Origin of the sequence: Shinella sp. S4-D37 (assembly GCF_040812195.1) — a bacterium.
Taxonomy (GTDB): Bacteria; Pseudomonadota; Alphaproteobacteria; order Rhizobiales; family Rhizobiaceae; genus Shinella.
The window spans coordinates 3,608,375-3,626,351 of sequence record NZ_JBFNXL010000005.1 but is presented as its reverse complement, the minus strand read 5'-3'; the positions used below and the strand labels follow the sequence as shown (position 1 = coordinate 3,626,351).

The following is a 17,977-nucleotide window of genomic DNA, read 5'->3' as shown; positions in this document are numbered from 1 at the left end:
CGGGACGGGACATGCGCGACACGACCAGCAAGACTTGGCTTTCCGCAAGGAACCGCACCATGCACCGGCACCTGCCGACACGCGCCGCGCTTGCGGCGACCCTCATCCTGTCCGCCGCCCTCCTTGCCGGCTGCGGCGCGCGTCCCGACCGGTCCGCCACGGCGTCGATCCCGGACGACTACCGCACGCGCCACCCGATCGTGCTGTCGGAAACCGCGCAGACGATGGACATTCCCGTCGCCACCGGCGACCGGACCCTGACCATGGCGATGCGCGACAATATCCGCGGCTTTGCCTCCGACCATGCCGCCAAATCGCGCGGCGCAGTACAGATCATGCTGCCGCTCGGCTCGGCCAATGCCGCGACGGCGGATCACCTGCGCAAGGACATCCGCGCGACGCTGACGGCGGCGGGGGTGAGGCGCGACCAGTTGATCGAGACGCGCTACGACGCCAGCGGCTACGGCGCCAATGCGCCGATCCGCCTTGCCTTCTTCGCCATCACCGCCCAGACGGGTCCGTGCGGTCAATGGCCTGAGGATCTCGTCGTCAACACGATGGAAAACAAGAATTATCATAATTTCGGCTGCGCGTCGCAGGCCAACCTTGCCGCCCAGATCGCCAATCCGATGGATCTGGTGCAGCCGCGCGGCATGACCGAGATCGATGCGGCGCGGCGTTCCGCCGTGATCGACGACTACCGCGATATAGGCCAGCCGCCGCTCTGACCGGCGGCCGGGGCCAGGCACATATCCATCCGGTCCGCCGGACACCAGGAACGGGCATGACGATGAGCACAATAGACTACACCATCGAGCGCACGGGCGCAGGCGAGGCGGAGGAGACGGTCCGGCCCGCCGAACTGGACGGCGTGCGTTCGCTGCCGCGCATCTCGGTCCACGCCTTCTGCGAAAGCGAGGCCATGCTGCGCACCATGGAGCGCTGCGGCCAGGACCGTCGCATGGCCAAGGTGAGCCTGAGGGTCTCCAGCGCCAGCATCGCGGCGGCGGCCAACATGTTCGCCTCGGCGCCGACGCCCAACCTCCTGATCCTGGAGACCTCGACGGAGCCACGCGGCATCATGGACGAGCTCGCCCCGCTGGCCGAGGTCTGCGATCCCAGCACCAAGGTCATCATCGTCGGCAGCTACAACGACATCCCGCTCTACCGCGACCTCATCCGCAACGGCATTTCCGAATACATGGTCGGCCCCGTCGGCATGGCCGACGTCCTCAGTGCCATGTCGGCGATCTTCGTCGATCCCGATGCCGAGCCGCTCGGCCGCACCATCGCCTTCATCGGCGCCAAGGGCGGCGCGGGCTCCTCGACGATCGCGCACAATTGCGCCTTCGACATTTCGAGCCTCTTCCAGACGGAGGTGATCCTCGCCGATCTCGACCTGCCCTACGGCACGGCCAATATCGACTTCGACCAGGACCCGCCGCAGGGTATTTCCGAGGCGATCTACGCGCCGGACCGGCTCGACGAGGTGTTCCTCGACCGCCTGCTGACGAAATGCTCGGAGCGCCTGTCGCTGCTTGCGGCCCCCTCCATGCTCGACCGTGCCTACGATCTGGAGCGCGGCTCCTTCCAGCCGATCATCGAGGTTCTGCAGCGCAGCGCCCCGGTCACCGTGCTCGACGTGCCGCATGCCTGGTCGGAATGGACGCGTGTGCTGCTGTCGGAGGTCGACGAGCTGGTGATCACCGCGGTGCCGGACCTGGCGAACCTGCGCAACACCAAGAACATGCTCGACGCCCTGAAGAAGCTCCGGCCGAACGACAAGCCGCCGCACCTGATCCTCAACCAGGTCGGCCTGCCGAAGCGGCCGGAGATCGCGCCGGACGATTTCTGCGAACCGCTCGGCGTCCAGCCGGTCGCGGTCATCCCCTTCGATGCGCAGCTCTTCGGCACCGCCGCCAACAGCGGCCGCATGATCGCCGAGATGGATCGCAAGTCGCCGACGGCGGAGACCTTCTCGCAGATCGCCCATCTCGTGACAGGCCGCGCGACGATCAAGAAACCCAAGAAGGCGGGCCTCGGCAATCTGCTCGGCCTCCTCGGCAGGAAATAGGCCCGACGGGCGACGCAACAGACTGGATGAAGTGGCATGTTCGGCAAACGCGGCAATGAAGGTTTCGGCAAGAGCGGTGGGGCAGGTCAGCAGGCCCAGGCCGTGCCGGCTTCCGTCACGTCCGTGACGGCGGAGCGCCCGGTCGTGGCCGCGCCGCCGCAACCCGTCTTCGAGCCGGCCCCCGCTCCGGTCCCTGCACCGGCTGCGACCGCCCGCCGCCGCGCGCCGCGCACCGAAGACTATTACGACACGAAGAGCCAGGTCTTCTCCGCGCTCATCGACACGATCGACCTGTCGCAGCTCGCCAAGCTCGATACCGAGAGCGCGCGCGAGGAAATCCGCGATATCGTCAACGATATCATCACGATCAAGAACTTTGCCATGTCGATCTCGGAGCAGGAGGAACTGCTCGACGACATCTGCAACGACGTTCTGGGCTATGGTCCGCTGGAGCCGCTTCTGGCGCGCGACGACATTGCCGACATCATGGTGAACGGCGCGGGCAAGACCTATATCGAAGTCGCCGGCAAGGTGCAGGAATCGGAGATCCGCTTCCGCGACAACGCCCAACTGCTCTCGATCTGCCAGCGCATCGTCAGCCAGGTCGGCCGGCGCGTCGACGAATCGAGCCCGATCTGCGACGCGCGCCTGCCCGACGGCTCGCGCGTCAACGTCATCGCCCCGCCGCTCGCCATCGACGGCACCGCGCTCACCATCCGCAAGTTCAAGAAGGACAAGCTGACCCTCGACCAGCTCGTCCGGTTCGGCTCGATCACGCCGGAGGGCGCGACGCTGCTCCAGATCATCGGCCGGGTGCGCTGCAACCTCGTCATCTCCGGCGGCACCGGCTCGGGCAAGACGACGCTGCTCAACTGCCTGACGAACTATATCGACCGCGACGAGCGCGTCATCACCTGCGAGGATTCGGCCGAACTCCAGCTCCAGCAGCCGCATGTGGTGCGCCTGGAAACCCGCCCGCCGAACATCGAGGGCGAGGGCGAGATCACCATGCGCGACCTCATCAAGAACTGCCTGCGCATGCGGCCCGAGCGCATCATCGTCGGCGAAGTGCGCGGACCGGAGGTGTTCGACCTCCTCCAGGCCATGAACACCGGCCATGACGGTTCGATGGGCACGATCCACGCCAACACGCCGCGCGAATGCCTTTCCCGTATGGAATCGATGATCGCCATGGGCGGCTACACGCTGCCCGCAAAGACGGTGCGCGAGATCATCGCCGGCTCCATCGACGTCATCATCCAGGCCTCGCGCCTGCGCGACGGCTCGCGCCGCATCACCCACATCACCGAAGTGGTCGGCATGGAAGGCGACGTCATCGTCACCCAGGACCTGATGCGCTTCGACATCCAGGGCGAGGACGCCAACGGGCGCCTGATCGGCAAGCATTCCGGCACCGGCATCGGCAAGCCGCATTTCTGGGACCGCGCCCGCTATTTCAACGAGGACAAGCGCCTGGCGGCGACGCTCGACGCGATGGAAAAGCCGTAAGGGGCAGGGATGTTCGGACTGGATATCACCATCGTCGCGATCTTCGCCCTGGCGGCCCTTTCCACCGCGGGCCTCGCCTATGGCGTACTCTTCTCGCGCATCGAGGCGGCGAAGAAGACGGAAAGCCGCATGCGCCGCGTCCAGGCCGCCGAGACCGACCAGGGCAAGGCCAAGGCCGCGCGCGACCGCATGCAGGAACTGTCCAAGCGCCGCAAGTCCGTACAGGATTCGCTGAAGGACCTGGAGAAGAAGCAACAGGAGCAGACCAAGCGCGTCGCCACCACCTTGAAGGCGAAGCTGGTCCAGGCCGGGCTTTCGATCACCATCACGCAGTTCTACCTCCTGAGCGCCGCCGCCGGTGTCTTCGTCTTCCTGCTCGCCCTTCTTGCCGGCTCCGGCCTGCTCGTCAGCCTCGGCGCGGCCTTCATCGCCGGCGTCGGCCTGCCGCGCTGGGTGGTCGGCTACCTCGTCAAGCGGCGGCTGAACAAGTTCCTCGAGGAATTCCCCAACTCGCTCGACGTGATGACGCGCTCGATCAAGTCCGGCCTGCCGCTGACCGACGCGCTGCGCCTGATCGCCGCCGAGGGCCAGGAACCGGTGCGCACCGAGTTCCGCCGGCTGGTCGAGGCGCAGCAGGTCGGCCTCAGCGTGCCGGAAGCCTGCGCACGCATGTTCACCAACATCCCGCTGCAGGAAGTCAATTTCTTCGCCATCGTCATCGCGATCCAGAGCCAGGCCGGCGGCAACCTGTCCGAAGCGCTCGGCAACCTGTCGCGCGTCCTGCGCGAGCGGCGCAAGATGAAGGCCAAGGTGAACGCGCTTTCGATGGAGGCGAAGGCCTCGGCCGCCATCATCGGCGCCCTGCCGTTCATCGTCGCCTTCCTCGTCTACCTGACCTCGCCGGACTACATCATGATCCTGTTCCAGGATCCGCGGGGCCATCTCATCATGGGCGTCTCCGCCGTCTGGATGTCCATCGGCATCCTGGTGATGCGCAACATGATCAACTTCGACATCTGAGGGGCAGGGGCATGTCCGGACTCGTCACCACCCTTACCGATCCGGCCGTGCTGCTGCCGGCCTTCGTGATAATCGCGGTGCTCGCGACCTTCTACACGCTCGCCGCCCCCTATCTCGACCGCGGCGATCTCGACAAGCGCATGAAGTCCGTGGCGCTGGAGCGCGAGCAGATGCGTGCGCGCGAACGCGCCCGCATGAATGCCGAGGCCTCCCAGAACAAGGCATCGCTTCGCGCCCAGAACAACACCTCCGTGCGCCAGGTCGTCGAGCGGCTGAACCTGCGCGAGGCGCTGGTCGACGCCCATACGATGAACCGGCTTCGCCAGGCCGGCTACCGCTCGCAGAACGCGCTCAACATCTTCCTCTTCGCGCGCTTCGTGCTGCCTTTCGTCTTCGGCGCCGTCGGCGCCTTCTACATCTTCTTCCTCGGCCATCTCGGCGACAAGCCGTTCGCGATGCGCATCCTGGCGACGGTCGTCGCCGCCTATATCGGCTTCTACGCGCCGAACATCTTCATCTCCAACCGCGTGTCGAAGCGCCAGCTCTCGATCAAGCGCGCCTGGCCGGATGCGCTCGACCTGATGCTGATCTGCGTCGAATCCGGCATTTCCATCGAGGTCGCCTTCAAGCGGGTGGCCGACGAAATCGCCATGGCCTCGCCGGAGCTGGCCGAGGAACTGGTGCTGACCACGGCGGAACTCTCCTTCCTCCAGGAGCGCCGCGCCGCCTATGAGAACCTCGGCACGCGCATCGGCCTGGAGACGGTGAAATCCGTGACGCAGGCGCTCATCCAGGCCGAACGCTACGGCACGCCGCTCGCCCAGGCGCTGCGGGTCCTTGCCCAGGAATGCCGCGACCAGCGCATGAACGAGGCGGAGAAGAAGGCCGCCGCCCTGCCGCCGAAGCTGACCGTGCCGATGATCCTGTTCTTCCTGCCCGTGCTCGTCGCCGTCATCCTCGGCCCCGCCGGCATCCAGGTCTCCGACCGCTTCTGAACGGCCGCAAAGGCCATGCAAAAAACGCCCCGGTCGAGAGTATCGGCCGGGGCGAGGTCGTGCTTGGGAGCTGTCTCCAATGCCGTTTCAGCAGAACTGTGCGGCGGTTTTGCGTCCGCGGACGCCTTTGCAAAAATCAGTTCGTGTTGCCGCTGTCGTCGGCCGCGAGTTTCTTCCACGCGTTCTGCTGGGTCATCATCGCGCGCAGATAGGCGACATTCGCCTCGGCCTGCTCGGAGGTCAATTCGCGGCGGGCGATCGTCTCCGCTTCCTGGAATCGTCCCTGCAGACCGACGGCCAGCGCCAGGTTCTGGCGCACGCCGCTGTCGGCGCCGGGCTGCGAGGCTGCGGAGCGCAGATAGGTCTCGGCGGTCTTCAGGTCCTTCGCCAGGAGATAGGACATGCCGAGATTGGACAGGACCGAAGGCTCGTTCGGATTGATGTCGAGCGCCTCGCGATAGCGCCCGCGCGCCTCGCCGGCGCGGCCGAGCTGGTCGAGGATCGCGCCCTCGGCCGATTTCAGCCGCCAGTCCGGCCGGTCCGGCGTCTGCGCGCGCAGGATCGTGCTCAGCGCCTGCTCGAGTTGGCCGGCGGCGGCCTGCGCCTTGCCGTAGGCGGCCAGCACGTCGCGGTCACGCGGGTTGTTAATGGCGACCTGCTGCATGACGGCGAGCGCTTGGTCGTTGCGCCCGTTCATGCGCAGCACATTGGCATAGTTCATGCCGACCGTGCGGTCCTTCGGGTTCTTCTCGTAGGCCCGGCCGATCGTCTCGGCGGCGCTGCGCAGTTCCGTCGCATTCATCTCGGCAACCGGCTTCGACATTTTCGGGATGGAGCCGGTCGTGAGGTTGCTCTTGCCCGCGCAGCCCGCCACCGCGGAGGCGAGGACCAGAAGGGCCGCACCTCTCAGCAGCCCGGAACGGATTGACAAACGTGTCGGCGAAGCGGCCATGATAAGTCCCCGAAGCGATTTCCGCAGGTCGCGGCGGTCAGGAATCACGCCGCAATCTCCACTCCAGCAATAATCTGTTAACCCTAACGGAGTGTTAATCGCCTGATTCTCAAGCCCTGCCCAAAGGTTCCGCCATGGCCCCCTTCCAGTTCATCGACCGGTCCTCTCCCTTCAACACGAAGAACGGCAGGACGCTGCCGATCTTCGCGATCACGCCGGCCCATATCGAGACCGGCACGATCGACCCGATCGCGCTCGACTGGGCGAAGAAGGCCGGCTTCAAGGCGGAATCGGGGGCGCTCCTGATGGTGCCGACGGCGGACGGCCATCTCGGCGGGGCGCTCTTCGGCCTCGGCAAGAATCCGTCCGACGCGCCCTTCCTGACGGGCAAGCTCGCCCGCGCGCTGCCCGCCGGCGACTGGCATGTCGAGACCGCACCGCTGACGGCCAATCGCCTGGCGCTCGGCTACGGCCTCGGCAGCTACCGCTTCGAGCGCTACAAGGCCTCCGCCTCGGAGGCGCCGACCCTGCTCATCCCAAGCGACGCCGATGCCGCCGACATCAAGCGCCAGCTTGCCGGCGTCTTCCTTGCCCGCGACCTCATCAACACGCCGACCAACGACATGGGCCCGGACGCGCTGGAGGACGCTTTTCGCGCGCTCGGGGAACACTACAAGGCGAAGGTCTCCGTCATCACCGGCGACGATCTTCTGAAGGAGAACTTCCCGCTCATCCACACGGTCGGCCGCGCCTCCGCGCAGGCGCCGCGCCTCTTGGAACTCACCTGGGGCAAGAAGGGCCACAAGCGCGTGACGCTGGTCGGCAAGGGCGTCTGCTTCGATACCGGCGGCCTCGACATCAAGCCGGCCGCCTCCATGCTCCTGATGAAGAAGGACATGGGCGGCGCGGCGAACGTCATGGGCCTCGCGCTGATGATCATGGACGCCAAGCTGAAGGTGGACCTGCGCGTGCTGCTGCCCGTCGTCGAGAACTCGATCTCGGCCAATGCCTTCCGCCCCGGCGACATCTACCGAAGCCGCAAGGGCCTCACCGTCCAGATCGACAACACCGATGCCGAGGGCCGGCTGATCCTCGCCGATGCGCTCGCCTATGCCGACGAGGACGAGGCCGACCTCATCATCGACATGGCGACGCTGACGGGTGCCGCCCGCGTCGCGCTCGGCCCGGACCTGCCGCCCTTCTTCACCGACGATGCGGACCTTGCCCACGACCTCACCGAGGCGAGCCTGACGGTGGACGATCCGATGTGGCGCATGCCGCTCTACATGGGCTACGACAAGGACGTCTCCGCCCGCATCGCCGACCTCACCAACGCGCCGTCCGGCGGCATGGCGGGTTCGATCACCGCAGCGCTGTTCCTCAAGCGTTTCGTCACCCGCAACAAGCGCTGGGCGCATTTCGACATCTACGGCTGGGCGCAGGCCGAGCGGCCGCATTCGCCCGTCGGCGGCGAGGCGCAGGCGATCCGCGCCCTCTACCACCACCTGCGCAAGGCGACGGCCTGAGCGCCGGCTTTCCTTCCCGGAAACGATACGGTATCGTAACGAAAATACCGTCGTGCCCGGAGACGCCGTGCCGCTAGATCTGACCCCATCGCAGGCGCTCGGCCTCTGGCACGCAGTGACGCTGCAGCAGGTCCACGAGGACGGGCGCGACCTGACATTGCGCCAGCTCGCGATCCTCCTGGAGATCTATCTCGTGCCCCCGCCGCACACGGTGCGGGGGCTGGCGGCGAAGCTGGGCGTCACCAAGCCGGTGATCACCCGCGCGCTCGACACGATGGGCGAGCAGGGCCTTGTCACCCGCATGCGCGACGACCGCGATCGCCGCAACGTCATCATCAAGCGCACCGTGGACGGCGCGCTCTATCTCGAACGCCTCGGCGATCTCATCATCGCCCGGGGCCGTGCGCAAAACCCCTGAACCGGCACGATGAGGCCAGATCCATGAACGCCCTTCCCGACCGCCGCCTCAACGCTTTCCGCCCCGATCTCGCCGAGGAGGCCCTGCGCGGCACCGTTCCGGCGGCGCACTATGTCACGGGCACGCCGGCCTTCGTGGGGCAATCCGTCGCCGCGCTGCGCCCGCGGCCGGACGCCGCCGCCGGCATCGACACGGAGCTCCTCTTCGGCGAGGGCGTGCGCGTGCTCGACTGGGCGGAGGGCTGGGCCTGGGTGAAATCCGATTTCGACGGCTATGTCGGCTACCTGCCGGAGACGGCGCTGGAAGCGGGCGCGCCTGCCGCGACCCATGTCGTCGCCGTCCCGCGCACCTTTGCCTATTCCGGCCCGGACCTGCGCACGCCCGCCGCCTTCACCCTGTCGATCGGTAGCCGGATAACGGTTGTCGGCCAGAGCGAGACGCGCGGCACCCGCTACCTGACGCTCGTAGGCGGCCAGTCGGTCGTCTCCGGCCATTGCCTTGCGATCGGGCAGAAGGCGGGGGACGACTATGTCGCCGTCGCCGCGCGGTTCCTGGAGACGCCCTATCTGTGGGGCGGCCGCTCAGGCTTCGGCCTTGATTGCTCGGCCCTGGTGCAGCTTTCGATGATGATGACGGGCCGCACCGCGCCGCGCGACAGCGACATGCAGGCCGCCGGCCTCGGCACGCCGATCGAGCGCGCCGCGCTTCGCCGCGGCGACCTCGTCTTCTGGAAGGGCCATGTGGCGATCATGGAAGACGAGGCGACCATCCTCCACGCCAACGGCCACACGATGAGCGTGGCGCGCGAGGGGCTGGATGCGGCCATCGAGCGGATCGGCTGGCTCTACGAGCAGCCGACCGGATATCGCCGTCCCTGACGGAATTCGGGAAGCTCAGTAGCCCGCGCCGCGGTCGACCAGATGCTCCAGCGGCTTGCCACTTTCGAGCCGCTCGACCTGCGCCGCGACGTGGTGGAAGAGCGCGGCGACATCCGATGCCGCCGAGGCATGCGGCGTCATGAACACCGTGTCCATCCCCCAGAACGGGCTTTCGAGCGGCAGCGGCTCCTGCTCGAAGACGTCCAGCGAGGCGCCGTGCAGCGTGCCGTCGTTGAGGGAGGCGACGATATCGGCCTCTACCTGGCTGCCGCCGCGGCCGGCATTGATGAAGACCGGCGCACCGAACGGGCCTTTGCGGCCGAGGCGGGTGAAGAGGCCGGTATTGTAGATGCCCCTCGTCTCCGGCGTCAGCGGCAGCAGGCCGACAAGGATGTCGGTCTTGCCGAGGAAGGCGTCCAGGCCGCTTTCATCGAAAACCTCGAAAACCTCGAAACCCTCGACCTTGCGGCCGCTCTTCGACCAGCCGATGACGTTGAAGCCGAGCGTCTTCAGTTTCCGGGCGGAATCCTGCCCGAGCACGCCGAAGCCCATGATGCCGACGGTGAACTCCTTCGCCTGCGGCTGGGCAAGCTCCCGCCAGATGCGCTTTTCCCGCAGCGCCTCATAGGCCCGGTGCTGGCGCAGGTGCAGCAGGCACTGCATGACCACCCACTCGCTCATGCGCGTCGTCAGCGTCTCGTCGACGAAGCGCACCAGCGGCACGTCGGGCAGGCCCGGCAGCGTCAGCACATGGTCGACGCCCGCGCCGCCGGAAAACACCACCTTCAGGTCCTTCGCGCGCGAGAAGAGATCGGCGCCCGGCTTCCAGACCACGGCATAGTCGATGCCGGAGAGGTCGCGGTTGCGGTTTGCCGGATGCGAGAGGTTGATCACCTCCCGGTCCGCAAAGGCGCCCTTCAGCGCGGCGGCGACCTGTTCCTGGTCGAATTTCAGATCGATGATGACAGGGCTTTTCGTCTGCATGCTGGTTCCTGTTACTGGCGGATGGTCTCGCTGCGTACCGCTTCGAGATTGAAGGCGGCGGCCATCAGCGCCTTGGTGTAGGCCTCACCCGGCCGTTCGATGATCTCCTTCGCCGGCCCCTTCTCCACCACCTGCCCGTTGCGCATGACGATGATGTCGTTGGCCAGCGCCCGCACGACCTTGAGATCGTGGCTGATGAAGAGATAGGCGAGATTGTGCTTTGCCTGCAGGTCGCGCAAGAGGTCCACCACCTGCGCCTGCACGCTCATGTCGAGCGCCGAGGTCGGCTCGTCGAGCATGACGAATTCCGGCTTCAGCACCATGGCGCGGGCGATCGCGATGCGCTGGCGCTGGCCGCCGGAGAATTCGTGCGGGTAACGCCAGCGGGTGGCCGGGTCGAGGCCTGTCTCTTCAAGCGCGGCGGCGACGCGGCGGTCGCGCTCAGTCTCGGAAAGCGACGGTTCGTGCACCTTCAGCCCCTCCGCGACGATATCGGCGACCGACATGCGCGGCGAGAGCGAGCCGTAGGGGTCCTGGAAGACGATCTGCATGCGCCGGCGCAGGGGCCGCATCTCGCTGAAGGAGCGGCCGGCGATATCCTGCCCGACGAAGGCGATGCGGCCCTTCGAGCCGATGAGCCGCGTCAGCGCGAGGCCGAGCGTCGTCTTGCCGGAACCGGATTCGCCGACGACGCCGAGCGTGTGGCCGGCGCGCAGTTTCAGGTCGATGCCGTCGACCGCCTTCACATGATCGACGACGCGGCGCAGGAAGCCCGCCTTGATCGGGAACCAGACCTTGACATCCTCCGCCTCGATGACGACGGGCTGGCTGTCGTCGCCCGGGCGCGGCTCGCCCTTCGGCTCGGCGGCGAGCAGGTGGCGGGTATAGGCGTGCTGCGGGTTGGTGAAGATCTCCTCGACCGGGCCTGTCTCGACGATCCTTCCCTTGGTCATCACGCAGACCCGGTCGGCGAACTTGCGGACGATGCCCAAGTCGTGGGTGATGAAGAGCATGGACATGCCGTGCTCTTCCTTCAGCGACTTCAGGAGTTCCAGGATCTGCGCCTGCACGGTGACGTCGAGCGCGGTGGTCGGCTCGTCGGCGATCAGCAGTTCCGGACGGTTGGCGAGCGCCATGGCGATCATCACGCGCTGGCGCTGGCCGCCGGAAAGCTCGTGCGGATAGGCGGCGAGGCGCTTTTCCGGCTCGCGGATGCCGACCTGGTTCAAGAGTTCGAGGATTTTCGCGCGGGCCGCGGCGCCCTCGATCCCCTGGTGCAGTTCCAGGATCTCGCCGATCTGCCGCTCGATGGAGTGCAGCGGATTGAGCGAGGTCATCGGCTCCTGGAAGATCATCGTGATGTCGTTGCCGCGCACGTCGCGCAGCGTGGCATCGTCGGCCGCGAGGAGGTCCGTGCCCTTGAAATGGATCTCGCCCGACGGGTGGCTTGCGGCGGGATAGGGCAGCAGCTTCAGGATCGAGTTCGCCGTCACGGACTTGCCGGAGCCGGATTCGCCGACCAGCGCGACGACTTCCCCGCGACGGATGTCGAAGGACACGCGGTCGACGGCGAGCGCGGTGTTGCCGCCCTGGTGGAAGGCGACGGAGAGGTCGCGGACGGACAGGAGGGTTTCGGGAGCGCTCACCGGAAGGTCTTCCTCGGATCGAAGGCATCACGCGTCGCTTCGCCGACGAAGATCAGCAGCGAAAGCATGAGGGACATGACGACGAAGGCGGTCAGGCCGAGCCACGGCGCCTGGAGATTGTTCTTGCCCTGGGCGACCAGTTCACCGAGCGACGGGGAACCCGGCGGCATGCCGAAGCCGAGGAAATCGAGCGAGGTGAGCGTGGTGATCGAGCCGGAGAGGATGAAGGGCAGGAAGGTCAGCGTCGCCACCATGGCGTTCGGCAGCAGGTGTCGGTACATGATCGTCGCATTGCCGACGCCGAGCGCGCGGGCCGCCCGCACATATTCGAAGTTCCGCGCGCGCAAGAATTCGGCGCGCACCACGCCGACGAAGCCGACCCAGGAGAACAGCAGCATGATGCCGAGCAGGATCCAGAAGCCGGGCGGCAGGATGGCGGCGATGATGAGCAGGATGTAGAGCACCGGCATCGAGGACCAGATCTCGATGAGGCGCTGCATCAGGAGATCCGTCCAGCCGCCGAAATAGCCCTGCACGGCGCCGGCCGTCACGCCGACGATCGCCGAGGCGATGGTGAGCGCCAGGCCGAACAGCACGGAGACGCGGAAGCCGTAGATGACGCGGGCGAGCACGTCGCGCGCCTGGTCGTCGGTGCCGAGCCAGTTGAGGTTGGCGAGCGTGCAGTTCGGGTCCGCCGCCCCGCCCGGATAACCGGCGCAGCGCTCCTCGCCGGCCATCAGCCAGAAGGGTTTCGTCGGTGCGGAATGCGGGATGTTGGAGTTCGTCGTGTTGTAGGAATAGCGGATCGGCGGCCAGACCATCCAGCCGTTGGCCGTAATCTCCTCCTGGATGAAATCCGAGCGGTAGTCGGTCTCGGCCAGGAAGCCGCCGAACTTCTCCTCCGGATAATCGACGAGGACGGGAGCGAGAATCTCGCCCTTGTAGGAGACAAGGATCGGCCGGTCGTTGGCGATGAACTCGGCGAACAGGCTGAGGACGAAGATGACGAGGAAGATCCACAGCGACCAGTAGCCGCGGCGGTTCGCCTTGAAGTTCTCCCAGCGGCGCAGGTTTGTCGGGTTCAGGAGGCCCTTCTTCGGCGGGGCGACGGGCGTCGCATCCGTCACGGCGCTCATCACACGTCCCTCCGATCGAAATCGATGCGGGGATCGACCCAGGTATAGATGAGGTCGGAGACGAGGCTGACGACGAGGCCCATCAGCGAGAAGATGAAGAGCGTCGCAAAGACGATCGGATAGTCGCGCCGGACGATGGAATCGTAGCCGAGGCGTCCGAGGCCATCGAGCGAGAAGATATATTCGATGAGCAGCGAACCCGTGAAGAAGGCCGAGATGAAGGCGCCCGGAAAGCCGGCGATGATGATCAGCATGGCATTGCGGAAGACGTGGCCGTAGAGCACCTGCCGCTCGCTCAGGCCTTTCGCGCGGGCGGTGGTGACATATTGCTTCTTGATCTCGTCGATGAACGAGTTCTTCGTCAAAAGCGTCGTCGTGGCGAAGGCGGACAGGAGGAGCGTGATCAGCGGCAGCGTCATGTGCCACATGTAGTCGAGCGGCTTCTGCCACCAGGCGAGGCTGTCGAAATTGTCCGAGACGATGCCGCGCAGCGGGAACCAGTCGAGGAACGAGCCGCCGGCGAAGAGCACGATCAGGAGGATGCCGAAGAGGAAGCTCGGCACGGCGTATCCGACGATGATGATGCCGGAGGTCCAGACGTCGAAGGCCGAACCGTCCTTCACGGCCTTGTGGATGCCGAGCGGGATGGAGATGGCGTAGGAGAAGATGAGGATCCACACGCCGAGGGAGATGGAGACCGGCATCTTCTGGGCGATCAGGTCGATCACGGACGTGTTGCGGAAGAAGCTCTCGCCGAAATCGAACCGCAGATAGTCGCCCATCATGGTGAAGAAGCGCTCGAGCGGCGGCTTGTCGAAGCCGAACTGCTTTTCCAGCTTGGCGATGAATTCAGGATCGAGGCCGCGCGCGCCGCGATAGGCGCTGTCCTGCCCGGCATCCTGCACTATGCTGCCGCCGCCGGAGAGACGGTCGCCGGAACTCTGGCTGGTGAGGTCGGAAATCACCTGCTCGACCGGGCCGCCGGGGGCGAACTGCACGATGGCGAAGGAAATCGCCATGATGCCGAAGATCGTCGGGATCATCAGCAGGATGCGTCGAAGGATATAGGCGCCCATCAGCGGTTACCCGCTGCTGCCGGTTGCCGGTCTTCTTTTCTTGGCGCAGTCCCGTCGGTCAAGCCCAACCCTTCCGTTCTGCCGCCGCTGTCCGCGACGGTGATTCGTCACCGCTATATGGAGCCGAGGACGTCGCACGGCGCAAGCCCCGGCTCATTTCGCAGCATTCTTCGACCACCAGACATCCGGGAAGCCGAGGCTGTAGTAAGGCAGCTCCGCCGGGCGGACGAGGTGGTTCCAGTAGGCGATGCGCTGGGCCTTGGCGTAGAACAGCGGCACGACATAGTGATGGGCGAGCAGCACGCGGTCGAGCGCCCTGGTGGTCGCCAACAGCTCCTCGCGGTCCGATGCGAAGACGATTCTGCGGATCAGCTCGTCGATCGCCGGATCGGCGATGCCGGCATAGTTCTTCGATCCCTGCAGGTCGACGGCGGCGGAGCCCCAATAGTCGCTCTGCTCGTTGCCGGGCACCAGCGATTGCGCCCAGATGCCGTAGATCATGTCGTAGTCGAAGCTGCGGATGCGGTTGGTATATTGCGAGGCATCGACGGTGCGCATGCGCGCATCGATGCCGATCTTCTTCACGCTGGCGACGAAGGGGGCGACCGTGCGCTCGAAGGAGGGATTGGACAGAAGGATCTCGAAGCCGAACGGCTCGCCGGTCTTTACGTTCACCAGCTTGCTGCCCTTCAGTTCGTAGCCGGCCTCCTTGAACAGCGCGACCGCCTTGCGCAGGTTCTCGCGCACCTTCTGCGGGTCGCCGTTGACGGGGTTCGTATAGGGCGTGGTGAAGACCGCGGCGGGGACCTTGTCCTTCAGCTCCTCCAGGATCTCCTTCTCCCGGCCCTCCGGCAGGCCGGAAGAGGCAAGCTCGGTGTTCCAGAAATAGCTGTCGACGCGCTGGTAGGCGTTGTAGGCGAGGGTCCGGTTCAGGTCCTCGAAGTCGAAGGCGTAGTTCAGCGCCTCGCGCACCCGCTGGTCCTTGAACTTGTCCCGTCGCAGGTTCGGCACGAAGGCCTGCATGATGCCCACGGCGCGCAGCGGATTCTCTATCTCCTCGCGCACCACGCGGCCGTCCTTCACGGCCGGAAAGTCATAGGCCGTCGCCCAGTGGCTGGCGCTGTTGTCCTGGACATAGTCGACATTGCCGGCGCGGAAGGCCTCGAATTCGACGTTCCTGTCGCCGAAGAACGTGTAGGTGATGGTGCGGAAATTGTGCTGGCCGACATTCACGTTGAGGTCCCTGCCCCAATAGTCGTCGCGCAGCTCGAAACGGATGGAGCCGCCCGCCTGGAAAGAGGCGATCCGGTAGGGGCCGGAGCCCATCACCGGTTCCAGCGTCGTGCGGCCGATGTCGCGCTTGTTGCCCTTGGCGTCCGTGCCCTCCCACCAGTGCTTCGGCACGATGGGGAACTGGCCGAGGATGTTCGGCAGTTCGCGGTTGTTCTTCTCGTCGAAGCGGAAGGTGACGTCGCGCTCGCCGGTCTTTTCCGCCGAGATCACATGGCGGTAATAGTTGGAAAGCAGCGGATTGTGCTCCTTCGATTTGTCGAAGGAGAAGATCACGTCCTCGGGCGTCACCGGCTGGCCGTCCGCCCAATTCGCCTCCGGGCGCAGGCGGAAGGTTGCCGAGGAAAAGTCGTCGGGATAGGAGACGGCTTCGGCGAGCAGGCCATAGGAGGCGGTGATCTCGTCGTCGGCGGATTTCAGCAGCGTGTCGAAGACGAGGGTGCCGACGCCGGTCGCCGCCTCGCCCTTGGACAGAACGGGATTGAACGTGTCGAACGTGCCGGTTTCTGACAGCTTCAGTTCGCCGCCCTTCGGCGCATCGGGATTGACATAGTCGAAGCGTTCGAAGCCGTTCCGGCGCTTCAATTCGCCGATGGTCGAGATGCCGGTGCGCCAGACGGGCTCCTTCGCCTCCTGGGCCCCTGCACCGGCCGCGACCGCCAGCGACAGGGCGAGGGCGATGGTGAACACGATTTTCCCGGAGGCTGCCTGCATGCTGAAATCCTTTTTGTCTCGTTCGCCGAAGCGTGAACCAGAGAATAGGCAAAATCCGGGCAATTGACAGGCCTGCCATGAAAGCGGCGGTTTTTGGCCCGCCTATTCCGGGCGACGATTCACCTCCGCGAAAGGATGATCCTTTACCTTTCGTCAGCGATTGCGATTTTCAGACCGGACGACGCCCGTGCATCCCATCCTTTCCCGCCTGACCACCTGCCTCCTTGCCGCCGGCCTTGCGCTGACCGCGCTCACAGGCCCGCTCGCCGCCGAGGAGCGGCCGGCCAAGGAACTGTTCGGCGCCAAGCGCCTTCCGGCCAGCATGGCGGCAAGCCCCTACGGCTCCTACGCCAAGGGCTGCATCGCCGGCGCGGTGGCGATCCCGACGGACGGTCCAGCCTGGCAGGCCATGCGCCTTTCGCGCAACCGGCGCTGGGGGCATCCGGACATGATCGCGCTCATCGAACAGTTTTCCCAGGATGCGCGGACGCTCGGCTGGCCGGGCCTGCTGCTCGGCGACATCTCCCAGCCGCGCGGCGGCCCGATGCTGTCGGGCCATGCCTCGCACCAGGTCGGGCTCGACGCCGATATCTGGTTCACGCCGATGCCGGACCAGCGTCTTTCCCCCCAGGAGCGCGAAAAGCTGCCCTTCACCTCCATGCTCGACAAGAGCAAGTTCCTGACGGTCGATTCGCGCCGCTGGACTTCCACCCATGCCCGCCTCGTCATGAAGGCAGCGAGCTACCCGCAGGTCGAGCGCGTCTTCGTCAACCCGGCCATCAAGAAGAAGCTGTGCGAGACCTGGCAGGGCGATCGTTCGCTGCTCGGCAAGGTGCGGCCGATCTACGGCCATGACGAGCACTTCCACATCCGCATCAAGTGCCCGGAAGGCGCGGCCGGCTGCAAGCCGCAGGCCCGCGTTCCGGCCGGCGACGGCTGCGACAAGTCGCTCGCGTGGTGGTTCACCAAGGAACCCTGGGCAAAGCCCAAGCCGAAGAAGGACGCCAAGCCGGTCAAGCCCTGGTATCTCAGGATGTCGGACCTGCCGAAGGCCTGCGGTACGGTGCTCGCCAGCGCTTCGCCCGCTTCCGAGCAGGCGGTGACCTACCAGGGCAATGGCGGGGTCTCCTCCGCCGCGCTCGCCTTTTCCGGCGGCGGCGAGAGCGCGGGGCGCACGATCGAATCGGTGATCGCCGCCGACACCATGCTGCCGGCCATCGTGCCGATCCCCATCCCGCGGCCGTTCCAGTAAGGCGCGATAGCCTTCGGCAGCCGGATGAGGGCGTGTCAGGCCGGGGCTTTTCAAGCCCTTCCCCCTTTTGTATAAGGCGTTCAAATCGATTTAAAATCGCAAGGAACGCCCATGTCGCGCCAGAAATGCATCGCGCTCATCGCGCATGACGAGAAGAAGGACGACATGGCGGCCTTTGCGCTGCAGTATGAAAAGGCGCTGGCGCAGGCGAGGATCGTGGCGACCGGCACGACGGGCGGCAGGGTGCTGGAGGCCTGCCCCGGCCTCGACGTCACCCGCCTCAAGAGCGGCCCGCTCGGCGGCGACCAGCAGATCGGCGCGCTGATCGCGACGGGCGAGGTGGACCTCCTCGTCTTCTTCGTCGATCCGCTCACCCCCATGCCGCATGACGTGGACGTCAAGGCGTTGATGCGACTTGCCATCGTCTACGACATCCCGATGGCGCTGAACCGCGCGACGGCCGAACATCTGCTCGACTTTGACGGCGAATGACGGCACGTTCACGGG

16 protein-coding genes are annotated in these 17,977 nt (G+C 66.0%); 10 read left to right on the top strand and 6 right to left on the bottom strand.

The genetic code is table 11. The features are described 5' to 3' along the window. The first annotated feature begins 11 nt into the window (after nucleotides 1-11). The 5 genes from AB3G45_RS25360 (at nucleotide 12) to AB3G45_RS25340 (ending at nucleotide 5,598) form a co-directional block, all read left to right on the top strand. Complete coding sequence (locus tag AB3G45_RS25360) at nucleotides 12-728, top strand: CpaD family pilus assembly protein (protein WP_367833164.1); 717 nt, start codon at nucleotides 12-14, stop codon at nucleotides 726-728. A gap of 62 nt (nucleotides 729-790) precedes the next feature. Then, nucleotides 791-2,074, top strand: a complete 1,284-nt coding sequence (locus AB3G45_RS25355) for a CpaE family protein (protein WP_367833675.1) — start codon at nucleotides 791-793, stop codon at nucleotides 2,072-2,074. Nucleotides 2,075-2,110: 36 nt separating this feature from the next. Continuing rightward, nucleotides 2,111-3,583 (top strand): CpaF family protein, encoded by a 1,473-nt coding sequence (locus AB3G45_RS25350; RefSeq protein WP_367833163.1) that lies wholly within the window; start codon nucleotides 2,111-2,113, stop codon nucleotides 3,581-3,583. A 9-nt stretch (nucleotides 3,584-3,592) separates the two neighbouring features. Next, nucleotides 3,593-4,603: a type II secretion system F family protein gene (locus AB3G45_RS25345; protein WP_367833162.1), complete on the top strand. Its 1,011-nt coding sequence runs from the start codon at nucleotides 3,593-3,595 to the stop codon at nucleotides 4,601-4,603. An 11-nt stretch (nucleotides 4,604-4,614) separates the two neighbouring features. Then, nucleotides 4,615-5,598, top strand: coding sequence for a type II secretion system F family protein (locus AB3G45_RS25340; RefSeq protein ID WP_367833161.1), 984 nt, complete (start codon nucleotides 4,615-4,617; stop codon nucleotides 5,596-5,598). Between the two features lie 136 nt (nucleotides 5,599-5,734). Here the strand turns inward: AB3G45_RS25340 and AB3G45_RS25335 are convergent, their stop codons facing one another. Continuing rightward, nucleotides 5,735-6,550 (bottom strand): tetratricopeptide repeat protein, encoded by an 816-nt coding sequence (locus AB3G45_RS25335; RefSeq protein ID WP_367833160.1) that lies wholly within the window; start codon nucleotides 6,548-6,550, stop codon nucleotides 5,735-5,737. A 134-nt stretch (nucleotides 6,551-6,684) separates the two neighbouring features. Here AB3G45_RS25335 and AB3G45_RS25330 point away from each other — a divergent pair, with 134 nt between their 5' ends. From AB3G45_RS25330 to AB3G45_RS25320, 3 genes are all read left to right on the top strand, one after another. Further along, the gene (locus AB3G45_RS25330) at nucleotides 6,685-8,076 is read left to right on the top strand and encodes a M17 family metallopeptidase (protein WP_367833159.1); all 1,392 of its coding nucleotides are present in this window, start codon (nucleotides 6,685-6,687) and stop codon (nucleotides 8,074-8,076) included. A gap of 67 nt (nucleotides 8,077-8,143) precedes the next feature. Further along, a complete protein-coding gene (locus tag AB3G45_RS25325) occupies nucleotides 8,144-8,494 on the top strand; it encodes a helix-turn-helix domain-containing protein (RefSeq protein ID WP_064332155.1) in 351 nt (116 codons plus the stop codon). Nucleotides 8,495-8,517: 23 nt separating this feature from the next. Beyond that, complete coding sequence (locus tag AB3G45_RS25320) at nucleotides 8,518-9,372, top strand: NlpC/P60 family protein (protein ID WP_367833158.1); 855 nt, start codon at nucleotides 8,518-8,520, stop codon at nucleotides 9,370-9,372. Nucleotides 9,373-9,387: 15 nt separating this feature from the next. On the opposite strand, the gene AB3G45_RS25315 is transcribed toward AB3G45_RS25320, so the two are convergent. The 5 genes from AB3G45_RS25315 to AB3G45_RS25295 form a co-directional block, all read right to left on the bottom strand. After that, complete coding sequence (locus AB3G45_RS25315) at nucleotides 9,388-10,356, bottom strand: 2-hydroxyacid dehydrogenase (RefSeq protein WP_367833157.1); 969 nt, start codon at nucleotides 10,354-10,356, stop codon at nucleotides 9,388-9,390. 11 nt (nucleotides 10,357-10,367) lie between these two features. Then, nucleotides 10,368-12,002: an ABC transporter ATP-binding protein gene (locus AB3G45_RS25310; RefSeq protein WP_367833156.1), complete on the bottom strand. Its 1,635-nt coding sequence runs from the start codon at nucleotides 12,000-12,002 to the stop codon at nucleotides 10,368-10,370. Continuing rightward, nucleotides 11,999-13,138: an ABC transporter permease gene (locus tag AB3G45_RS25305; RefSeq protein WP_367833155.1), complete on the bottom strand. Its 1,140-nt coding sequence runs from the start codon at nucleotides 13,136-13,138 to the stop codon at nucleotides 11,999-12,001. The genes AB3G45_RS25310 and AB3G45_RS25305 overlap by 4 nt, the downstream gene beginning before the upstream one ends. After that, nucleotides 13,138-14,214, bottom strand: a complete 1,077-nt coding sequence (locus AB3G45_RS25300) for a microcin C ABC transporter permease YejB (protein ID WP_367833154.1) — start codon at nucleotides 14,212-14,214, stop codon at nucleotides 13,138-13,140. The genes AB3G45_RS25305 and AB3G45_RS25300 overlap by 1 nt, the downstream gene beginning before the upstream one ends. A gap of 153 nt (nucleotides 14,215-14,367) precedes the next feature. Then, nucleotides 14,368-16,218, bottom strand: coding sequence for an extracellular solute-binding protein (locus AB3G45_RS25295; protein WP_367833153.1), 1,851 nt, complete (start codon nucleotides 16,216-16,218; stop codon nucleotides 14,368-14,370). 208 nt (nucleotides 16,219-16,426) lie between these two features. Here AB3G45_RS25295 and mepA point away from each other — a divergent pair, with 208 nt between their 5' ends. Continuing rightward, nucleotides 16,427-17,470, top strand: coding sequence for a penicillin-insensitive murein endopeptidase (gene mepA / locus AB3G45_RS25290; RefSeq protein ID WP_367833674.1), 1,044 nt, complete (start codon nucleotides 16,427-16,429; stop codon nucleotides 17,468-17,470). Between the two features lie 111 nt (nucleotides 17,471-17,581). Continuing rightward, nucleotides 17,582-17,962 carry a methylglyoxal synthase gene (locus AB3G45_RS25285; protein ID WP_367833152.1) on the top strand — a complete coding sequence of 127 codons (381 nt, stop codon included), beginning with the start codon at nucleotides 17,582-17,584 and terminating at the stop codon, nucleotides 17,960-17,962. Nucleotides 17,963-17,977: the final 15 nt, after the last annotated feature.

Excerpts from the sequence above, each read along its gene's own strand:
- AB3G45_RS25345 (WP_367833162.1), top strand. The coding sequence starts at position 3,593 with ATGTTCGGACTGGATATCACCATCGTCGCGATCTTCGCCCTGGCGGCC.
- AB3G45_RS25295 (WP_367833153.1), bottom strand. The coding sequence starts at position 16,218 with ATGCAGGCAGCCTCCGGGAAAATCGTGTTCACCATCGCCCTCGCCCTG.
- AB3G45_RS25340 (WP_367833161.1), top strand. The coding sequence starts at position 4,615 with ATGTCCGGACTCGTCACCACCCTTACCGATCCGGCCGTGCTGCTGCCG.
- AB3G45_RS25360 (WP_367833164.1), top strand. The coding sequence starts at position 12 with ATGCGCGACACGACCAGCAAGACTTGGCTTTCCGCAAGGAACCGCACC.
- AB3G45_RS25335 (WP_367833160.1), bottom strand. The coding sequence starts at position 6,550 with ATGGCCGCTTCGCCGACACGTTTGTCAATCCGTTCCGGGCTGCTGAGA.
- AB3G45_RS25300 (WP_367833154.1), bottom strand. The coding sequence starts at position 14,214 with ATGGGCGCCTATATCCTTCGACGCATCCTGCTGATGATCCCGACGATC.
- AB3G45_RS25350 (WP_367833163.1), top strand. The coding sequence starts at position 2,111 with ATGTTCGGCAAACGCGGCAATGAAGGTTTCGGCAAGAGCGGTGGGGCA.
- AB3G45_RS25315 (WP_367833157.1), bottom strand. The coding sequence starts at position 10,356 with ATGCAGACGAAAAGCCCTGTCATCATCGATCTGAAATTCGACCAGGAA.
- AB3G45_RS25305 (WP_367833155.1), bottom strand. The coding sequence starts at position 13,138 with ATGAGCGCCGTGACGGATGCGACGCCCGTCGCCCCGCCGAAGAAGGGC.
- AB3G45_RS25320 (WP_367833158.1), top strand. The coding sequence starts at position 8,518 with ATGAACGCCCTTCCCGACCGCCGCCTCAACGCTTTCCGCCCCGATCTC.
- AB3G45_RS25285 (WP_367833152.1), top strand. The coding sequence starts at position 17,582 with ATGTCGCGCCAGAAATGCATCGCGCTCATCGCGCATGACGAGAAGAAG.
- AB3G45_RS25355 (WP_367833675.1), top strand. The coding sequence starts at position 791 with ATGAGCACAATAGACTACACCATCGAGCGCACGGGCGCAGGCGAGGCG.
- AB3G45_RS25330 (WP_367833159.1), top strand. The coding sequence starts at position 6,685 with ATGGCCCCCTTCCAGTTCATCGACCGGTCCTCTCCCTTCAACACGAAG.